13 protein-coding genes and 1 tRNA gene are annotated in these 18,939 nt (G+C 67.6%); 9 read left to right on the top strand and 5 right to left on the bottom strand.

The window, feature by feature from the left end; all coding sequences use genetic code 11:
• Positions 1 to 5: 5 nt before the first annotated feature.
• Positions 6 to 491 carry a DinB family protein gene (locus QOZ81_RS04390; RefSeq protein WP_291201067.1) on the bottom strand — a complete coding sequence of 162 codons (486 nt, stop codon included), beginning with the start codon at positions 489 to 491 and terminating at the stop codon, positions 6 to 8.
• A gap of 97 nt (positions 492 to 588) precedes the next feature.
• On the opposite strand from QOZ81_RS04390, the gene ggt reads away from it, so the two are divergent.
• Together ggt and QOZ81_RS04380 are read left to right on the top strand one after the other, a co-directional pair.
• Positions 589 to 2,286 carry a gamma-glutamyltransferase gene (ggt, locus tag QOZ81_RS04385; RefSeq protein ID WP_291201070.1) on the top strand — a complete coding sequence of 566 codons (1,698 nt, stop codon included), beginning with the start codon at positions 589 to 591 and terminating at the stop codon, positions 2,284 to 2,286.
• A 111-nt stretch (positions 2,287 to 2,397) separates the two neighbouring features.
• A complete protein-coding gene (locus QOZ81_RS04380; RefSeq protein WP_291201073.1) occupies positions 2,398 to 4,644 on the top strand; it encodes a hybrid sensor histidine kinase/response regulator in 2,247 nt (748 codons plus the stop codon).
• A 30-nt stretch (positions 4,645 to 4,674) separates the two neighbouring features.
• Here the strand turns inward: QOZ81_RS04380 and QOZ81_RS04375 are convergent, their stop codons facing one another.
• Positions 4,675 to 5,883, bottom strand: a complete 1,209-nt coding sequence (locus QOZ81_RS04375) for an HD-GYP domain-containing protein (RefSeq protein ID WP_291201076.1) — start codon at positions 5,881 to 5,883, stop codon at positions 4,675 to 4,677.
• Between the two features lie 192 nt (positions 5,884 to 6,075).
• Here QOZ81_RS04375 and acnB point away from each other — a divergent pair, with 192 nt between their 5' ends.
• From acnB to QOZ81_RS04345, 6 genes are all read left to right on the top strand, one after another.
• Positions 6,076 to 8,652, top strand: coding sequence for a bifunctional aconitate hydratase 2/2-methylisocitrate dehydratase (gene acnB, locus QOZ81_RS04370; protein WP_291201079.1), 2,577 nt, complete (start codon positions 6,076 to 6,078; stop codon positions 8,650 to 8,652).
• A gap of 112 nt (positions 8,653 to 8,764) precedes the next feature.
• Positions 8,765 to 9,250: a 6,7-dimethyl-8-ribityllumazine synthase gene (gene ribH, locus QOZ81_RS04365; RefSeq protein WP_291201082.1), complete on the top strand. Its 486-nt coding sequence runs from the start codon at positions 8,765 to 8,767 to the stop codon at positions 9,248 to 9,250.
• Positions 9,251 to 9,718, top strand: coding sequence for a transcription antitermination factor NusB (nusB, locus tag QOZ81_RS04360; protein ID WP_291201085.1), 468 nt, complete (start codon positions 9,251 to 9,253; stop codon positions 9,716 to 9,718).
• Between the two features lie 69 nt (positions 9,719 to 9,787).
• Positions 9,788 to 10,405: an acetyl-CoA carboxylase biotin carboxyl carrier protein gene (gene accB, locus QOZ81_RS04355; RefSeq protein WP_291201088.1), complete on the top strand. Its 618-nt coding sequence runs from the start codon at positions 9,788 to 9,790 to the stop codon at positions 10,403 to 10,405.
• Positions 10,406 to 10,408: 3 nt separating this feature from the next.
• Entirely contained in the window at positions 10,409 to 11,836 is a 1,428-nt protein-coding gene (gene accC, locus QOZ81_RS04350) for an acetyl-CoA carboxylase biotin carboxylase subunit (RefSeq protein WP_291201091.1), read from the top strand.
• A gap of 27 nt (positions 11,837 to 11,863) precedes the next feature.
• Positions 11,864 to 11,939: transfer RNA gene (locus QOZ81_RS04345), tRNA-Thr, on the top strand.
• Between the two features lie 18 nt (positions 11,940 to 11,957).
• On the opposite strand, the gene QOZ81_RS04340 is transcribed toward QOZ81_RS04345, so the two are convergent.
• Positions 11,958 to 12,365, bottom strand: a complete 408-nt coding sequence (locus QOZ81_RS04340; RefSeq protein ID WP_291201096.1) for a bacteriohemerythrin — start codon at positions 12,363 to 12,365, stop codon at positions 11,958 to 11,960.
• Between the two features lie 248 nt (positions 12,366 to 12,613).
• Here QOZ81_RS04340 and murJ point away from each other — a divergent pair, with 248 nt between their 5' ends.
• Complete coding sequence (murJ, locus tag QOZ81_RS04335) at positions 12,614 to 14,215, top strand: murein biosynthesis integral membrane protein MurJ (protein ID WP_291201099.1); 1,602 nt, start codon at positions 12,614 to 12,616, stop codon at positions 14,213 to 14,215.
• Between the two features lie 6 nt (positions 14,216 to 14,221).
• On the opposite strand, the gene QOZ81_RS04330 is transcribed toward murJ, so the two are convergent.
• Both QOZ81_RS04330 and QOZ81_RS04325 read right to left on the bottom strand, forming a co-directional pair.
• A complete protein-coding gene (locus QOZ81_RS04330; RefSeq protein ID WP_291201102.1) occupies positions 14,222 to 15,958 on the bottom strand; it encodes an AMP-binding protein in 1,737 nt (578 codons plus the stop codon).
• A 143-nt stretch (positions 15,959 to 16,101) separates the two neighbouring features.
• Entirely contained in the window at positions 16,102 to 18,840 is a 2,739-nt protein-coding gene (locus QOZ81_RS04325) for a S9 family peptidase (protein WP_291201105.1), read from the bottom strand.
• Positions 18,841 to 18,939 lie beyond the last annotated feature (99 nt).

The following is an 18,939-nucleotide window of genomic DNA, read 5'->3' as shown; positions in this document are numbered from 1 at the left end:
CAGATTCAGCGGTTCTGCCAGGCCGCGAGGTTGCGTCGGATCTGGGCCGCGTGGATCTCCAGGTGCTCCCCGTAGCTCCGCAGCCAGTCATCGGTTCCATAGGGTCCGCTCTGGGTGTGGCGGCCCATGCGGCCCCAGGCCTCCTCGGGCAGCCGGTCGAGCATGGCGGCCGTGTGGGCGCGTGCGGTCTCCACCAGGTGCAGGGCCAGCTCGGGATCCGAGGCGTGGTAGTCGAAGCGCTTCGCCCAGGCGGTCTCGTCGTAGCCCACGACCAAGGGCTCGGCCTCCCCCAGCAGGAGCCGGATGCGGATGGCCGCGTAGGTCTCCGAGTCGGCGCAGTGGATCACCACCTCGTGGGCGCTCCACTTGCCCTCGCCGGGGCGCCAGGTCCGGGCCCCGGCGGGAACTTCGTTCCAGGCCTGCCGCAGCAGCGCGGCGCCCTGGCGGTAGCGGCGGAGGAAGGACTCCCGGGTGACAGCGTCGAAGGACATGGGGCACCTCGGCTCCAGCATGGTCCCTTGGCGCCAAAAATGAAGCCTCATCATGCGAGGCAACCGTGGTTACATGGAACCACGCCCCGGAGCTCCCATGCGCCTCCTGACTGCCTGTCTCGTCCTGGGTTTCACAGCCCTGTCTGTTCGGGCCGGCGACCGCGTCACCGGCCGCGCTTTCGCCACGCGCTCCGAAGTGGCGGCCCAGCACGGCATGGCCTGCACCAGCCAGGCCCTCGTCACCCAGATCGCCCTGGACGTGCTGAAGCAGGGCGGCTCCGCCGTCGACGCGGCCATCGCGGCGGACGCGGCCCTGGGCCTCATGGAGCCCACGGGCAGCGGCATGGGCGGCGACCTCTACGCCATCGTGTGGGACGCCAAGACGAAGAAGCTGCATGGCCTCAACGCCAGCGGCCGCTCGCCGAAATCCCTCACCCTCGATCACTTCAAGAAGCTGGGGCTCAAGCACATCCCGCCCCATGGCCCCCTGCCCGTGAGCGTGCCCGGCTGCGTGGATGGCTGGTTCGAACTGCACCGGAAATTCGGCAAGCTCCCCATGGCCCAGGTGCTGGCCCCGGCCATCCGCTACGCCAAGGAAGGGTTCCCGGTCTCCGAACTCATCGCCTACTACTGGGATCGCAGCGTACCGGTACTAGGCAAGTTCCCGGGCTTCCTGGAGACCTACACGGTCGACGGCAAGCGGGGCCCCAAGAGCGGCGAGGTCTTCCGCAACCCGCGACTGGCTAAGACGCTGGAAACCGTCGCCAAAGAGGGCCGGGACGCCTTCTACAAGGGCGACATCGCCCGGAAGATCGACGCCTACATGAAGACCCAGGGCGGTTTCCTCAGCTATGAGGATCTGGCCGCCCACCACTCGGACTGGGTGGAGCCGGTCAGCGTGAACTACCGCGGCTACGACGTGTGGGAGCTGCCCCCCAACGGCCAGGGCATCGCCGCCCTGCAGATGCTGAACATCCTCGAGGGCTACGATTTCTCGAAGATCCCCTTCGGCAGCCCGCAGCATGTGCATCTCTTCACCGAGGCCAAGAAGCTGACCTTCGAGGACCGGGCGAAGTTCTACGCCGATGCCCCCTTCATGAAGGTGCCGCTGTCCTGGCTGCTCTCGAAGGATTACGCCACCCAGCGCCGCGCCCTCATCGATGAGAACCGCGCCGCGCGCCGGCTGGAAGCGGGCCACCCACCCCTGAAGGAGGGCGACACCATCTACCTCACCACCGCCGACGGTGAAGGCAACATGGTGAGCCTCATCCAGAGCAACTACCGCGGCATGGGCAGCGGCATGACGCCCGGCGACCTGGGCTTCTGCCTCCAGGACCGCGGCGAGCTGTTCAACCTGGAGGAGGGCAACGCCAACACCTACGCCCCCGGCAAGAGGCCCTTCCACACCATCATCCCGGGCTTCATCACCAAGGACGGCCAGCCCTTCCTCAGCTACGGCGTCATGGGCGGCGAGTTCCAGCCCATCGGCCACGCCCAGATCGTGATGAACATGATCGATTTCGGCATGAACGCCCAGGAGGCAGGCGATGCGCCGCGCATGAGCCACGACGGGTCGCCAGAGCCCACCGGAGAGAAGGGCAAACTGCCCGGCACCATCCAGCTGGAGAGCGGCTTCCCCTACGAGACCGTGCGGGAGCTCATGAACCGTGGCCATGGCGTGGGCTGGCTGTTCGGCGGCTACGGCGGCTACCAGGCCATCCGCTGGGATCCCAAACAGAAGGTCTACTTCGGCGCCTCGGAGTCGCGGAAGGATGGGCAGGCCGCCGGCTTCTGAGGGCCTATTCCAGCTTGTGACCGCCGTCCTCGGCTGCCGCGGGGGGCGTGTTCTAGACTGCCCAGAGCCACCCTCGTCATTCCACCGCCGCTTCCCCCACCTGGACAGGGCATGACCCCTCTTCGCCGCCTCCTCGCCCGCCAGCTGCTGAGCATCCAAATTCCCCTCGTGGCCATCCTCCTCGGGCTGGTCTGGTGGGGATCCCGGACCCTCCTGCTTGGACAGGCCCAGCGCGATGGCGAGGCCCGGCTGCGCATCGCGGTCCAGGCCATGGACCAGCGCCTGACGGAGGTGGAGCGAGGTGGCTCCCTCGTTCACAGCTATTGGACCCAGGGGAGGCTCCCATTCGACGCTCCCGAAGCCAACGCCTCGCTGCTCATGCCCTGGCTGCACAGCCAGGATGATTTCCGCCTGCTCAATTTCCTGGATGAGCAGGGGCATTCCCTCCTCCTCATGCAGGGCACGGATGGTTGGCATGGCCGGGTGATCCGGAGAGTCCCCGGTGGCAGCTTCCAGCTGGGCTGGCAGAAGGCCGGGGCCCTGGGCCTCGAGCCCCCAGCGCCCGGGACCTACCGTGACTTGGACAGCTACGATCCCAGGAGCCGGCCATGGTACCGGGAAGCCCGCGGGCTCGAGACGCCCCGTTGGTCTGTGCCCTATCGCCTGGGCCCTCCGGAAAACCGGCTTGTCATGACCTGGCTCGTGCCCTTGAGGAGACCTGGAAAGCCGCTGGAAGGCGCGTTGGGGCTCGATCTTGTGGCCGAGGATCTCCAGGGCTTCCTCGAGCTGCTCCGGCCGACCCAGGGCAGCCGGCTCTGGCTCCTCGACCAGGAGGGCCAAGTGCTCTCGGATGCCCATGGCTCCCAGGCCATGGTGGCCCTGCCACCGCCCGGCTCGACCTCGGCCCTCCTCGGCGGGCTGCGCCACCGCATCCTGCGGAGCGAACTCCCCCGCCACCCGGGGTCCCAGTGGCACATGGTCCTCGCCATCCCTGAAGCGGACCTGCTCGCCACGGCCCAGGGGAAGCTGCTGGGATTCACGGCGGCCGCCTTCGTGGTGATGCTGCTGCCCATTCTCTGGGGCCTCCGGGTGGGACGGAGGCTCTCGGACGACATCCAGGACCTCGCCAACGCGGCGGGAGAGGTCGGCGCGGGCGTCGCTCCGCACCGGCCCTCGAACGAGGTCCTCGAGTTCCAGGTCGTGGGTCAGGCCCTGCAGTGGGCCCACGCCGAAATCCGGGAGCGGCACGCCCTGCAGGAGCAGCTCCAGCACAGCCAACGGCTGGAGACCCTGGGCACCCTTGCCGGCGGCATCGCCCACGACGTGAACAACCACCTCAGCGCCATCCTCGGCCAGATGCACCTGGTCCGGGAGACGCTTCCGGACGGGCACCCCGCGCAGCAACGGCTCATCCTGGCGGAGTCCTCGGCCACCAGCTGTGCGCGGACCACCCGGACCCTGCTCGCCTTCAGCCGCCATGGCGACCCGGACCTTCGCCCCATGGACCTCCACGAGCTGGTGGCGGCCACCGCGGACCTGCTGGGTTGCATCCTGGGGGGGCTCATCCAGGTCAACACCGACCTGGCGTCCGGGCCAGCCCCCATCAAGGGCGACCACCTGCAGCTGGAACAAGTGCTCATGAACCTGGCCGTCAATGCTCGGGACGCCATGCCCCAGGGGGGACAGCTCACCCTGCGGACCCGTCGGACCAGGGAAGGACGCATCGAACTCGAGGTGGAGGACACAGGCCAGGGCATCCCTGGAGAGGCCCTCCCCCGCATCTTCGAACCGTTCTTCACCACCAAGGCTGTGGGCCAGGGCACGGGGCTCGGGCTCTCCATGGTGCATGGGATCGTCCAGACCCACGGAGGAACGATCGCCGTGGACAGCCAAGTGGGCACCGGAACCCGGTTCACGCTGAGCTTCCCCTTGGCTGAATGCGGAGGCGCGGACAGCGCCCCACGGCACTCTGGGAAGAACCCCATCGAATCCCTCCTGGGATTGCGGATCCTCGTGGCCGAGGACGAGATCTTCCTCCTCGACATGCTGGAGAGCGCCCTGGTCGCGGCCGGAGCCCACGTGAGCCGGGCCGCCTCCGGAGACCGGGCCTGGGAGGCCTTCCAGATCCAGGCCTTCGATCTGGTGCTCAGTGATCAGCGCATGCCCGGCTGCACAGGCATGGAGCTGTTCCAGCGGATCCGCGCGACGGGCTCGCGGGTTCCGTTCATCCTCGCCAGCGGGCAGTCCCTGGAGGCCTTCCAGACGCCCTTCGCCGCGGATGCCCGGGCCCACCTGCTGAACAAACCCTTTGCCATCGACGATCTGCTGACCCTGATCCGGGGGCTGACCGCCCATTGACCCCCGGTGTGCCCCGGCGGGTCGTGGTCGCTAGGCCCGGAGGTAGTCCAGGGGGTTGAGATCCCACTCCGCCGGCTCCTCGAAGGATTCGATGTGGTGGTCGGAGGCCAGGAGATCCAGGTCCCTGGGAGGGAGGCCATAGCCGCGGACGGCATCGTACACGACGCGCACCGTGGGCCGCAGCAGATCCTCCTGCTGTTCCACCACCACGGCCAGCTTGCCGTCCGACAGGCGCACCAGGCTGCCCACGGGGTAGATGCCCAGGGCCCGGATGAAGAGCTGCACCAGATCGCCGTCCAGGTGGTCGCCGCTCCACTCCAGCAGTTTCTTGAGGGCATCGGAGGGCTCCATCCCCTTGTGGTAGACCCGGTTCGAGGTGAGGGCATCGTAGACATCCACGATGGCGGCCATGCGTCCCGCCTGGGAGATCTGGTTCCCCCGGAGCCCCTTGGGGTACCCGCACCCGCCCATCTTCTCGTGGTGCTCGGAGGCGATGCGGATCACGGTCTCCGAGATGCCCGGCGTGCCCTGCAGCAGCTCGCGGCTGAGGGCCGCATGGGACTTCATGACGGCGAACTCCTCCTCCGTGAGGCGCCCGGGCTTGTTGAGGATCTCATTGGGGATCTTCATCTTGCCCACATCGTGCAGCAGGCCGCCCAGCCCGACTTCGCGGACCGCCTCGGCATCCAGGCCAAGGGCATGGGAGAAGCTCACCAGGAGCGCGCAGACGCTGACACAGTGCTGGAAGGTGTAGGTGTCCGCCTGTTTGATGCGCCCGAGGCTCAGCAGAGCGCCGGGATTGCGCAGCATGGAGGCGTTGATCTCGTCCACCACGGGCATGGCCTTGGCCGGATCCACCTGCTTGCCCAGGCGGATGTCATGCATCATGTCCTTCACGACGCCCTGCGCTTCGCCCAGGATGCGCTGGGCGGCGGCGGCCTCCTCCCGCTGGGGCACAGGGGCGGTAGGAAGCATGGCCCTCTGGGTCCCGGAGGCCTCCAGCTGTTCCTGCAGGACCTGCTGCACCTCGGCCTCGGTGGGCGCCCCGGGCAGGTCCGCCCCCTTGCCGGTGTCGATGTAGACATCGTGCATGCCCTGGTGGTGCATCTTCTCGATCTGGCCCAGGGACTTGAGCAGGAACTGCTGGCGGAGGAACCCGTGCTGCAGCCAGCCACAGTTCAGGTCGTGGATGTACATGCCCGGCTTGAGTTGATCCACCCGCACCCGCTTGATCGCCATCCGTTCCAACCCCCCGGCCTTCCCCCTCCATCGGCCGGCGGGCCCAGAGGTTGAGTCAAAGCCGACCCGGGCATCTCCCGCCTGGCCCGTTCCGCCGGGCCGGAGCACCGGGAAGGGAGCGCCGCCCCAGCCCCGCCGGGATGTAGAATAGAGGTTCGGACCGCGCCCAGCGGCGCTCTCAGGGGGTCGACCGTGCTTCAAGCCTATCGCCAACATGTCGCCGAACGTGCCGCCCTGGGCATCCCGCCCCTGCCACTGACCGAAGCCCAGACCTCTCAGCTCGCGGATTTGCTGGCCCATCCTCCCGCTGGGGAAGAGGCCTTCCTCCTGGACCTGCTCACGCACCGCGTGCCGGCCGGCGTGGATGACGCCGCCCGGGTGAAGGCCGCCTTCCTGGCGGATGTTGCCAGCGGCAAGGAAAAGGTCGCCCTGGTCTCCCGCGAGAAGGCCACCGAGCTGCTGGGCACCATGCTGGGCGGCTTCAACGTGAAGCCCCTCATCGACCTGCTGGACGACACCCAGGTCGGCACCCTGGCCGCCGAGGGCCTCAAGAAGACCCTGCTGGTCTTCGACGCCTTCGCCGACGTGAAGGCCAAGGCCGACGCGGGCAACGCCAACGCCAAGGCCGTGCTGAAGTCCTGGGCCGAGGCCGAGTGGTTCACCAGCCGCCCCGAGGTGCCCCAGAGCCTCACCCTCACCGTCTTCAAGGTCACCGGCGAGACCAACACCGACGACCTGTCCCCGGCCCCCGACGCCTGGAGCCGTCCTGACATCCCGCTCCACGCCCTGGCCATGCTGAAGAACGCCCGCCCCGGCATCAACCCCGACGATCCCGGCAAGGTGGGCCCCCTCAAGCAGCTGGAGGCCCTGAAGACCAAGGGCAACCTCATCGCCTACGTGGGTGACGTGGTGGGCACGGGTTCGAGCCGCAAGTCCGCCACCAACTCGGTGCTGTGGTTCACGGGGGAGGACATCCCCTTCGTGCCCAACAAGCGCTTCGGCGGCGTCTGCCTGGGCACCAAGATCGCGCCCATCTTCTACAACACCATGGAGGACGCCGGCGCCCTGCCCATCGAGCTGGACGTGAACGGCATGGAGATGGGCGACGTCATCGAGCTGCGCCCCTATGAGGGCAAGGCCCTGAAGAACGGCCAGGTCATCGCCGAGTTCAAGGTGAAGTCCGACGTGGTCTTCGACGAGGTCCGCGCCGGGGGCCGCATCCCCCTCATCGTGGGCCGCGGCCTCACCGCCAAGGCCCGCAAGGCCCTGGGCCTGCCTGATTCCACCATCTTCCGCCTCCCGGCCGTGCCCAAAGACACGGGCAAGGGCTACTCCCTGGCCCAGAAGATGGTGGGACGCGCCTGCGGCGTCACCGGCATCCGCCCCGGCACCTACTGCGAGCCGCACATGACCACCGTGGGTTCCCAGGACACCACGGGCCCCATGACCCGCGATGAACTGAAGGATCTGGCCTGTCTGCAGTTCTCGGCCGACATGGTGATGCAGTCCTTCTGCCACACGGCGCCCTATCCCAAGCCCGTGGATGTGAAGACCCACCGCGAGCTGCCGCCCTTCATCACCAACCGCGGCGGCGTCTCGCTCAAGGTGGGCGATGGCGTCATCCACAGCTGGCTGAACCGCCTGCTCCTGCCCGACACCGTGGGCACCGGCGGCGATTCCCACACCCGCTTCCCCATCGGCATCTCCTTCCCCGCGGGCTCCGGCCTGGTGGCCTTCGCCGCCGCCACGGGCGTCATGCCGCTGGACATGCCGGAATCCGTGCTGGTGCGCTTCAAGGGCGAGCTGCAGCCCGGAGTGACCCTGCGTGATCTCGTCAACGCGATCCCCTACTACGCCATCCAGCAGGGCCTGCTCACCGTGGAGAAGAAGGGCAAGAAGAACATCTTCAGCGGCCGCATCCTCGAGATCGAGGGCCTGCCCAAGCTGAAGGTGGAACAGGCCTTCGAACTCTCCGACGCCTCCGCCGAGCGCTCCGCCGCCGGCTGCACCGTGCACTTGGACAAGGAACCGATCATCGAGTACATGACGTCCAACATCACGCTCATGAAGTGGATGATCGCCAACGGCTACGAGCACCGCGAGACCCTGGAGAACCGCATCCGGGCCATGCAGGCCTGGATCGCCAAGCCCGAGCTGCTGGCCCCGGACGCCGACGCCGAGTACGCCGCCGTCATCGAGATCAACCTGGCCGACGTGAAGGAGCCCCTGCTGGCCTGCCCCAATGATCCCGATGACGTGAAGACTCTGTCCGCGGTGGCGGGCGTGGCCGTCGACGAGGTGTTCATCGGCTCCTGCATGACCAACATCGGCCACTTCCGCGCCGCCGGGAAGCTGCTGGACGGCAAGAGCGACATCCCCACCCGCCTCTGGATCGCCCCGCCCACCAAGATGGACGAGTACATCCTCACGCAGGAGGGCTACTACGGCATCCTGGGCCGCACCGGCGCCCGCCTGGAGATGCCCGGCTGCTCGCTCTGCATGGGCAACCAGGCCCAGATCCGCAAGGGCAGCACGGCCGTGTCCACCTCCACCCGCAACTTCCCCAACCGCCTTGGCATCGACACCCAGGTCTACCTGGCCTCGGCCGAGCTGGCCGCCATCTGCGCCCTGACCGGGAAGATCCCCACCGTGGCCGAGTACATGGCCCAGATCGGCGTGGTGGATGCCAAGGCCAAGGACATCTACCGCTACATGAACTTCGATCAGATTCCGGATTTCCGCGAGATCGCGGACACCGTGCAGGTCTAGGTTCCTTCCGGCTCGGAAATGGCCCGGGGCACGCCCCGGGCCATTTCCGAGTTACCGTTGCCGCGGGTTGTGTTACGCTCGTCAGTTCTTAACCACCTTTCGGGGGGTTCCCATGGGGATCTTTGAGGGCCACATCCGCGTGCATGAGGGCGATCGCTTCGCCCTGGTGGCTTCGCGCTGGAACGACTTCATCGTGGAGCGCCTCATCGACGGCGCGAAGGACTGCATCCTCCGTCACGGCGGCACCGAAGATCAGATGGACCTCATCCGCGTCCCGGGGAGCTTCGAGCTGCCCCAGGCGGCCAAGCTCGCCGCCACCAGCGGCCGCTATGCCGGGGTCGTGGTGCTGGGCACGGTGATCCGCGGCGGCACCCCGCACTTCGACATGATCGCCGCCGAGGTGACCAAGGGCGCCGCCCAGGTGGCCCTGGACACCGGCCTGCCCCTGGCCTTCGGTGTGCTCACCACGGACAGCGTGGAGCAGGCCATCGACCGGGCCGGCGCCAAGATGGGCAACAAGGGCTGGGAAGCCGCCCAGAGCGTCCTGGAGATGGTGGACCTGGCCCACACCCTTGGCGGCAAGAAGGGAAAGAAGTAGATGGGAGTTCGTCGTCGCGGGCGTGAATACGCCCTGCAAATGTTGTACGCCATGGACCTGACCGGCTACGCGCCGGATCAGGTGTTCGCTGGTTTCTACGCCATCCAGGATCTGAACCGGGACGCCTTCTACTACGCCCGACGCCTGGTTGACGGGGTCCACGGCCAGATGGAGGAGATCGACGGCGTGCTCACCAAGTACGCCGAGCACTGGAAGATCCACCGCATGGCCGCCGTGGACCGCAACCTGCTGCGCCTGGGCCTCTACGAGCTGATGTTCGTGAAGGAAGTGCCCTTCCCCATCGTCATCAACGAGGCCCTGGAGATCGTGAAGGAATTCAGTGACCAGGAGGGCACACAATTCCTCAACGGCATTCTCGATGCGGCCCGCAAAGAATTCCGACCGGAAGAAAACGGCCCCCGGGCCAAGAAGAAGGCTCCCGTGGCGGAACCTTCAGAAGAATCGTGACCTGTCCAGCCCCCCCTGGTTTGGTATGCTCGATCCCTTCCCCAGCCTGACCTGATCGTTGGAGCCTTGATGAGCACCTCCCGCAAGCCGTCCGCTGCCGTGAAGAAAACCGCGGCCACCCGCCCCGCTTCCAAGACCAAGGCCACTCCTGCCGCGTCAAAATCCGCCGCACCTGCCGCGAAGGCCCCAGCCAAGGCTTCGGTGCAGACCATCGGGCTCGAGGAGATCAAGTCCCTCATCGCCCTGGTGGGCCGTGAGCCCTTCCAGGAATTCGAATTCGAGGCCGGCGACATGCGCTTCCGCATCCGCAAGGATGGTCCGGCTCCCGTGATCCAGGCCCCCCTGGCCGCTCCCATCGTCATGGCCGCCCCGGCGCCCCAGGTCCACCACATCCCGTCTGCCCCCGTAGCCCCCCAGGCCGCCGCGGTCCCGGTGGACGAGCCCGGCATCCACTACGTCACCAGCCCCATCGTCGGCACCTTCTACCGGGCCTCCAATCCCACGGCCACCCCCTTCGCCTCCCCCGGCGACTTCGTGAAGCCCGGCCAGACCCTCTGCATCATCGAAGCCATGAAGCTCATGAACGAGATCGAGAGCGACGTGGCGGGCGAGGTCGTGAAAGTGCTCGTGGAGAACGGCACGCCGGTCGAGTACGGCGAGCGCCTCTTCGCGGTCCGGATCGGATAAGCCATGGGCGCCATCAAACGCAAAGCCTCTGCCGCCGTCGCGGCACCCATCGACACGCCCCCCTTCAAGAAGATCCTCATCGCCAACCGCGGAGAGATCGCCCTGCGCGTGATCCTGGCTTGCAAGGAGATGGGCATCCAGACCGTGGCCGTCTATTCCGAGGCCGATCGCAACGCCCTGCACGTGCGCTTCGCCGACGAGGAAGTCTGCATCGGCCCCCCGCCGTCCTCGAAGTCCTACCTGAACATCCCCCAGGTCATCGCCGCCGCCGAAGTCACGGGCGCCGAGGCCATCCATCCCGGCTACGGTTTCCTCAGCGAGAACGCGCACTTCGTGGAAGTGTGCCTGGCCTGCGGCATCACCTTCATCGGCCCCAGCGCCGAGATCATCCGCAAGATGGGCAACAAGGCCCAGGCCAAGGCCACCATGCTCGAGGCCGGCGTGCCCCTCATGCCCGGCAGCGACGGCCTCGTGGAGACCGTGGAGGAGGCCCTGGTGGTGGCCGAGCAGATCGGCTATCCCGTCATCGTCAAGGCCAGCGCCGGGGGCGGCGGGCGCGGCATGCGCATCTGCAACAACGCCGAGGAGCTGCCCGACCTCTACAACACGGCCCGCAGCGAGGCCAAGGGCGCCTTCGGGGATGACAGCGTCTACATGGAGAAGTACCTCCTGGAGCCCCGCCACATCGAAGTCCAGATCATGGGCGACCTGTTCGGCAACGTGGTGCACCTGGGCGAGCGCGAGTGCTCCATCCAGCGCCGCCACCAGAAGCTCATCGAGGAGAGCCCCAGCGCCGTGCTCACGCCCGAGCTGCGTCAGCGCATCTGCGACACCGCCGTGCGCGCCGCCAAGGCCGTGGGCTACTACAACGCAGGCACCATCGAGTTCCTGCTGGACAAGCGCGGCGACTTCTTCTTCATGGAGATGAACACCCGCGTGCAGGTGGAGCACCCCGTCACCGAGCTGGTCACGGGCATCGACATCGTCAAAGAGCAGCTGCGCATCGCCGCCGGCCAGAAGCTCAGCTTCCGCCAAGAGGACGTGGTCCAGAAGGGTCACGCCATCGAGTGCCGCATCAATGCCGAGGATCCCTTCAAGTTCACGCCCAGCCCCGGCCGCATCACCGCCCTGCACTTCCCCGGGGGCCCCGGCATCCGCGTGGACACCGCCATGCATCAGGACGCGGTCATCCCGCCCCACTACGACTCCATGGTGGCCAAGCTCATCGCCTACGGCGCCAACCGCACCGAGGCCATCGCCCGCATGCGCCGCGCCCTCGACACCCTGGTCATCGAGGGCATCAAGACCACTGCCCCCCTGCACCGCCGCATCATGGACCACCCCGACTTCGTCTCCGGCGCCTTCTCCACCAAGTGGATGGAGACCTTCATGGAAGAGCTGAAGCGCAATCCAGCCGGCGACCCACGGTAGGGCCCTAGTCCGTTAGACTGACTGCGTGCCGCCTTAGCTCAGTTGGCAGAGCATCTGATTTGTAACCAGAAGGTCGCCGGTTCAATTCCGGCAGGCGGCTCCAATTCTTCGGTCTGACCCTCTACCCCGTTCCCGTGGGCCGGTTCATCTGCAGCCAGTGGATGAAGACCATGTCCGCGGTCTCGAAGTGGTAGGTGAAGCTCTCCCTGGCGTGCTGGATGAAGGCGGGGACGGCCTGGTCGCCCTTGACGACCCGCCGCAGGGATTCGATGAAGGCCTTCCGCATGGCCTCGTGTTCCAGGATGTGCCCGGCGGTCCCGGCGTAGCCCCAGGCCTGCATCATCTGCTCTTCGCGGGTGAAGTGGTCGAAGGTGTGGTCGAGCAGCTGGTCCAGGAGGGGATTGAGCTCGTCGATGTCCGAGGCGCGGCGGTGGGTGCCCATGCGGTCGAGGAGCTTGAACAGGGCGAGGTGGTCCGCGTCGATGCGCGGATCCGTGGAACTGAAGGCTGTCTCCCTGCGTCGTCTCATGAGCCCACCCCCAGACCTCGGGGAGAGTGTTCATCCTAGTGCCGAAGGCGAACCGCGTTGCCTGAAATATCCGGCATTCCTGCTCCTTTTCCAGGGAACTTTTCGACGGAATCGTAACCGCCCTGTGCCCTGGAGAAGGCACCCGGAGAACCCCCGGCCCAGGCTATCCTCATGACCATGCTCCTCCTTCCGCATCTGGCCGTGCTGCACGCCATAGACCCCGCAGGCCCCGACCTGCTGATCCAGGCATGAGCGGGGACCCGGGCGCACCCAGTCTGCTCAGGTCCGCGGGGGTCGTCGGCCTGATGACCCTGCTGAGCCGGCTCACGGGCCTGGCTCAGACCTTCTTCCTGAGCCACGTGCTCGGCGCGGGCGCCGCGGCCGACGCCTACGTGGTGGCCTTCCGCCTGCCCAACCTGCTGCGCCGGTTCACCGCCGAAGGCACCATGACGGCCGCCTTCCTGCCCACCCTGGCGGAAGCGGAGGCCGCCGAGGGCGAGGCCGCCCTGAAGGCCGTGGCGGCGAGGTTCCTCGGCACCCTCCTGGCGATCCTGCTGGGAGGCGTGGCCCTCGTGCTGCTCCTTATGGGGCCCCTGGCGGGCCTGCTCATGGGCGGTCGGCCCGAAGCCCAGAGCCAGCTCACCGCGACCCTGGGCCGCATCATGTTCCCCTACCTGGCCCTGGTGAGTCTCACGGCGGGCTTCGCGGGCTTGCTGAACCTGCGCCACCGCTTCGCCCTGGCGGCCTCGGTCTCCGTGTTCTGGAACCTGGCCTTCATCGCCTTCGGGTGGACGGCCCTGCGCATTCTGCAGCGCGGAGGTCCGGTGCCCTTCGAGACCGTGGCCATGGTGTGTGCCTGCGCGGTGCTGGCGGGCGGCCTGCTCCAGCTGCTGGTGCTGCTGCCTGCCGTGCGGAAGGAGGGCTTCGGTCTCGCCTTCGGCCTGCACCTGAAGGATCCCTGGGTGCTCAAGGCCCTCAAGCGCATGGGCCCGGGTCTGCTGGCGGCGGGCATCTACCCCATCAATGCCCTCATCAGCACCATGCTGGCGTCGCGGCTGCCGAACGGCGCCCAGACCGTGCTCTACAACAGCGGCATGATGGGCGAGATGGTCATGGGCATCTTCGCCATGAGTCTGGCCACGGCCAGCCTGCCTGCACTCTCGCGGCAGGCCGAGGCCCGGGACTGGCCCGCCATGCACCACAGCCTCATCCAGTCGATCTCGGCCTCGGCGCTGCTGGTGCTGCCGGCCTCCGCGGGCCTGGCGGTGCTCGCGCGACCCATCTGCGCCCTGCTCTTCCGCACCGGCGCCTACGGACCCGCTGCCGCGGACTGGACCGCCGTCACGCTGGTGTTCCAGTCCCTGGGACTCGTCTTCGTCGCCGCCCAGCGCCTGGGCAACCAGGCCCTCTACGCCCTCAAGGACTACCGCGGCCCTGCCTCCCTGGCGGGCTTTACGCTGGTCCTCAACGTCGCACTCAGCCTCGCCCTACTGAAACCCCTCGGCACCGGCGGCCTGGCCCTGGCCAACGGGCTTTCCAGCCTCGTGGGCCTGCTGCTTCTGCTGGTGCGCCTGCGGCCACGCCTGCCGGGCCTGAACCTGCTCCCCCTGCTGCGGGCCACGGCGAAGGCGCTCGCGGCGTGTGTCCTCATGGGCCTGCTGGCCTGGGCCGGGGCCCGGTTCCTGGCCCTGGACGCGCCCCACGCCTTCACGCGCCTGGCCCTGGGGCTCCGCCTGCTGCCCCTGGTGGCGCTCTGCGCCGTGGCCTACGGCATCGCGGCGGCGGGATTGGGGCATCCCGAGGCCCGGGAGCTGGCGGGGAAGATCCTGCACCGGTTCCGGCGAGGCTGAGGGTTCCTAGCCCTCGCTGGCGGCGGGCAGGCGCAGCTCGCGCCGGAGGGCCTTGCCCACGGCGTTCTTGGGGATCTCCGCCAGGAACCTGAAGCTGGTCGGCACTTTGTAGTTCGCCAGCAGGCTGCGGCAGTGGGCGCGGATCTCCTCGACGGAGAGCTCCTTGCGGGACACCACGAAGGCCCGCACGGCCTCGCCGGTGTCCTCGCTGGGGATGCCCACCACGGCCACGTCCGCCACGTCCGGATGCAGGGCGATGCAAGCCTCCACCTCGTTGGGGAAGACGTTGAAGCCGCTGACGATGATCATGTCCTTCTTGCGGTCCGTGATGTCGAGGTAGCCCTCGGCATCCAGGCACCCGATGTCGCCCGTGCGCAGCCAGCCATCCTGGAGCGCGCGGGCCGTCTCCCCGGGCTGGTTCCAGTAGCCCTGCATCACCTGCGGGCCGCGCACCAGGATCTCGCCGTGCTCACCGGACTGGAGGTCCTTGCCGGCGTCATCCACGATGCGCACATCGGTCCCCGGAAGGGGCAGACCCACGCCACCCACCTGTCGCATGGTGCGCCGAAGGCGGCTCCCATCCCGGACGGCGGCGTTGTAGGTGACGAGGGGGCTGGTTTCGCTGAGGCCGAAACCTTCGATCACCAGGCAGCCCGTGACCTCCTCCCAGCGCTGTAGCACCGCGGGGTGGGTGCGCATGCCGCCGGCGAATGCGCCAAGCATCTTCCGGGTCATTTCTGGCCTGAACCACGCCTCGTCGGGGAGCGCCTTGAGCAGCGTATTCACCGCCGTCATCCAGGTCATCTCGTGGTTCCTGAAGGCCGCGCGGAGGTTCCTGAGGGGCCGCGGATTGGGCACCAGGATGCTGTGGCTGCCGGAGTGGAAGGCGAAGAACAGGTTGATGGTGAAGGCGATCACGTGGTACATCGGCAGCACCGTCAGCACGGTCTCCTCGCCGTAGGTCAGGTAGACCTTCGTGATCTCGGCGATCTGCTCCATGTTGGCCAGCAGGTTGCCGTGGCTCAGCATGGCGCCCTTGCTGGTGCCGGTGGTGCCACCCGTGTACTGGAGCAGCGCGAGGCTGTCCCGGGTGGGGGCCGGGCGCTGGACCGAATCGGGGAGGAGGTGCTCCTTGGCCCGGTACAGGGTGCCCTGGTGCAGGGCATGGGGCAGGCGCATGAAGGGCAGGCCCAGGGCGGGCACCGCCCCCGAGAGCTTCAGCTTGGCCTTGATGAGGGTCCGCGACACCAACGGGAAGAAGTCCGCGATGCCCGCGACCACGATGGTCTTCACGGCGGTCCTGGGGACGACGGCCGTCACCTTGTCGCCGAAGTGATCCAGGACCACCAGCACTTCGGCCCCACTGTCCTGCAGCTGGAGCTCCAGCTCCCGGGGCGTGTAGAGGGGGTTGGTGTTGACGACGACGCAGCCGGCCTTCAGGGCACCGAAGGCGCAGATGGGATAGGCCAGGCAGTTCGGCAGCAGGATGGCCACCCGTGCGCCCGCTTCGAGCCGGAGGCCGTGCCGCAGGTAGGCTGCGAAGGCATCCGAGAGAGAGTCGATCTCCTTGAAGCTGAGCGAGGCCTCCATGCCGTTGGGGAGGACGAGGGTCTCGGCCTTCCGGTCCCCGTACCGCTCTGCCGCCCGCCGCACCAGCTGGCCCAGGTTGTCGAAGGGAAATGGCTGGGCATCGCGGCCCACGCCCGCCGGATACCCGGCCCACCACACGCGCTCACTGTCCACTCAACCGCCTTCATCCACGGATTTCGACACGGACCGATCCCTCGGCCGACCCAGGTCCCTTCATGAAGAGACACCCTTGATCTTAGCCCGTCCGGGCATGAAAACGGCCGGGCAAGCCCGGCCGTCCCTGGAGCAAGTCCGATTCAGTTCTGCAGTTCCACCGTGACCACGGCGCCGCCCATCTGGGGCAGGGTCGAGACGGTCTTGAGCACCTTGCGGGTGGCGGTGTCCACCCACATCGTGGTGCTGCCGGGATCGCCTTCGGCGGAGGTGAGCTCCACCTTCCAGGCCTTGAAGCTGCCCGCGGGCACCTTCACCTCTTCCTGGGCCAGGACCTTCGCCTGCTTGAGCTGGACCTTCTGCTTCTGCAGGTCCACGTTGCGGAAGGTGACGCTGTAGTCCACCGCCAGGGGCAGGCAGGCCAGGGCATCCTGGGAGCCCGAGCCGTCGGCGTAGGCACCGCCGCCGAGGTCGATGCTGAAGGGCTTGGGCTCGGCGCCCATGGCCATGGTGCCGGTGGCCTTGCTACCCTCGAAGACGATCTCGATGGCAACGGGGCCCTGCTTCACCTGCCGCTTCTGGGGCGCCAGGGTGTCCTTGGCCATGGTGGTGGTGTCCACGGCCTCGCCCATGGGCAGCTTGGCCGTGTCCGTCACAACCCAGGAGCCGCCCTCCTCCTTCACGGTGCGGACCATGGAGATGGGCATGCTCTGGGGGCCCATGGCGATGGTGCCGGCATAGGTGAAGGTACCGGCCGTGGGGTTGGCCACGGGCTTGGGCACGGCGACGGAGGCGGCATCAGCCTTCTTCGCCAGCACCACGGTCTTGGGATCCACCGTGATCTCGGGCAGGCGCTGCATGACGTCGGGCTTGCCGCCTTCCTGGTAGCGGGCGTGCAGGTACTTGGCCAGGAACTTCTCGGCGGCCGCGAACATGGCCTGGCTGTTGACGGGCCGGGCGAAGCCATGGCCCTCGTCCGGGGCGCAGAGGTACTCCACGGGGAAGCCCCGGTCGCGCAGGGCGATGACGATCTGGTCGCTCTCGGCCTTCTTCACGCGGGGGTCATTGGCGCCCTGCACCACAAGGAGGGGCGTCTTAATCTTGGCGGCGGAGTTCAGGGGGGACTGGCGCTCCAGCTGCTTCTTGCCCTCGGGCGTGGCGGGGTTGCCCATGCGGGTGTGGAAGATGATGCGGAAGGACTCCCAGTAGGGGGGGATGGTTTCCAGCAGGGTCAGGAGGTTCGAGGGCCCCACGATGGGCACCGCCGCGGCGTAGAGGTCAGGGGTGAAGGCCACGCCCGCCAGGGAGGCATAGCCGCCGTAGGAGCCGCCCATGATGCCCACGCGCTTGGAATCGACCGTGCCGTTGGCCACCAGGTGCTTCACGCCCCAGGTGATGTCGTCCTGCATGAGATCGCCCCACTGGTTGTTGCCGGCGTTCAGGAATGCCTTCCCATAGCCGGTGGAGGCGCGGAAATTGGGCTGCAGCACGGCGTAACCACGGTTGGCCAGGAACTGGGCCATGTTGTTGAAGCCCCAGCTGTCCCGAGCCCAGGGGCCGCCATGCGGCACCACGACCAGGGGAAGGTCCTTGGCGGGCACGCCCTTGGGCAGGGTGAGGTAGGCCGGAATCTCAAGGCCATCACTGGACTTGTAGTGGATGGGCTGCATGGCGGCCATGTGCTCGCGCGGCAGGTCCTCCCGAGAGATGTACTCCAGGCTGAGCTTCTTGGTGCGGCGATCGAACAGGTAGCGGGAACCGGGGTCGCGGTCGCTGTAGGCCGTGATCATGACCAGCTGCTCATCGGTGGTCATGGAGCCGAGACCGATCTCGCGACCCGGCAGCTTCTTCTGCAGCAGCTTGTAGTCGGCCTCCCAGGCCTTGTTCTTCCAGTAGATCCGGGTTCGCTCATCCTCGTAGGTGGTGGCCAGCAGCTCATCCGTAAGGTCGGAGAAGATGGCGCTGCCGAAATCCACACGGCCCTTGGGATCGGACTCGAGCTTCACTTCTTCGCCCGTGGCGGGATCGAAGAGCACCAACTCCGCGAGGTTCCGCTTCCCCTTGTTGGTCTCCAGGTAGACCCGCTTGCCATCCTTGTGGAAGGCCACGGGGCCGGCGGATTCGAACACGGTGCACTCGTAGACCTTGACGAAGCGGGTGGGATCCACGCGCAGGATCTCGGTGTCGCCCTTCTCCGTGGTGCGCACGGCGAGGCGCAGGTTGGCCTTCTTGTCGAAGACCCAGCCGGCGATGCGCTCGGTGTTCTTGCGGATCAGGGTGCGCTCGCCCGTGGAAATCTTCACCTTGTAGACGTCGTGCCAGGCGGCGTCCCGGTCGTTGAGGCCCACATAGATCGTGTCGGGGTCGGCCTTGGGCACGGAGAGGATCTGCGCCCGGGCGCCCTTGGCGGCGGTCAGGTTGCGGGCTTCGGGGGCGTCCTTGCCGGGGGCCGGCGCGGCTGCGGGGTCCACGGCGTAGACGTTGTAGTTCTCGTCGCCATCCTTGTCCTGCACGAAGAGGATCTGCCTTCCGTCCCGGCTCCAGAAGAAGCCCGGGATGGGGCGCTTGGGATCCGCCGTGATGAGCCGGCCCTTGCTGTAGGGCTCACCCACCTTCTTCACCCAGACGTTGCGCGTCTCCTTGTAGGGCTTGAGGAAGGCGATCCACTTGCCATCCGGCGAGAGCTGGGCTCCGGCGATCACGGGGTTCCCGAAGAACTTGTCCCGGTCGATGAGGGGTGGAAGCTGGTTCTGCTTGGCTTCCACGGCGACGGCTTTGGCTCCTTTGGGAGCCGGGGCTTCGGCGCCCCCGGCGGCCAGGGGCAGCGCCAGGACCAGCGCGAGACCCGGCCAGAGAAGGCGGGACATGGACACAGGGTTCATGGGGGGGACTCCTTGAGAAAGATGGGGCGAGGAGAAGAGGTTACGCCGATTTGCGCCCACTGTTGAGCAGAAGGCCCGTGCGGAACAGACCGGCGGCCC

Origin of the sequence: Geothrix sp. (assembly GCF_030219325.1) — a bacterium.
Lineage (GTDB): Bacteria > Acidobacteriota > Holophagae > Holophagales > Holophagaceae > Geothrix.
Note: the sequence above shows the minus strand (reverse complement) of the source record. Positions and strands in the feature narration are given on the sequence as shown.

Bases quoted from the DNA above. Each gene is read 5' to 3' on its own strand.
- QOZ81_RS04390 (WP_291201067.1), bottom strand. From the start codon at position 491: ATGTCCTTCGACGCTGTCACCCGGGAGTCCTTCCTCCGCCGCTACCGC.
- ggt (WP_291201070.1), top strand. From the start codon at position 589: ATGCGCCTCCTGACTGCCTGTCTCGTCCTGGGTTTCACAGCCCTGTCT.
- QOZ81_RS04380 (WP_291201073.1), top strand. From the start codon at position 2,398: ATGACCCCTCTTCGCCGCCTCCTCGCCCGCCAGCTGCTGAGCATCCAA.
- QOZ81_RS04375 (WP_291201076.1), bottom strand. From the start codon at position 5,883: ATGGCGATCAAGCGGGTGCGGGTGGATCAACTCAAGCCGGGCATGTAC.
- ribH (WP_291201082.1), top strand. From the start codon at position 8,765: ATGGGGATCTTTGAGGGCCACATCCGCGTGCATGAGGGCGATCGCTTC.
- nusB (WP_291201085.1), top strand. From the start codon at position 9,251: ATGGGAGTTCGTCGTCGCGGGCGTGAATACGCCCTGCAAATGTTGTAC.
- accB (WP_291201088.1), top strand. From the start codon at position 9,788: ATGAGCACCTCCCGCAAGCCGTCCGCTGCCGTGAAGAAAACCGCGGCC.
- accC (WP_291201091.1), top strand. From the start codon at position 10,409: ATGGGCGCCATCAAACGCAAAGCCTCTGCCGCCGTCGCGGCACCCATC.
- QOZ81_RS04340 (WP_291201096.1), bottom strand. From the start codon at position 12,365: ATGAGACGACGCAGGGAGACAGCCTTCAGTTCCACGGATCCGCGCATC.
- murJ (WP_291201099.1), top strand. From the start codon at position 12,614: ATGAGCGGGGACCCGGGCGCACCCAGTCTGCTCAGGTCCGCGGGGGTC.
- QOZ81_RS04325 (WP_291201105.1), bottom strand. From the start codon at position 18,840: ATGAACCCTGTGTCCATGTCCCGCCTTCTCTGGCCGGGTCTCGCGCTG.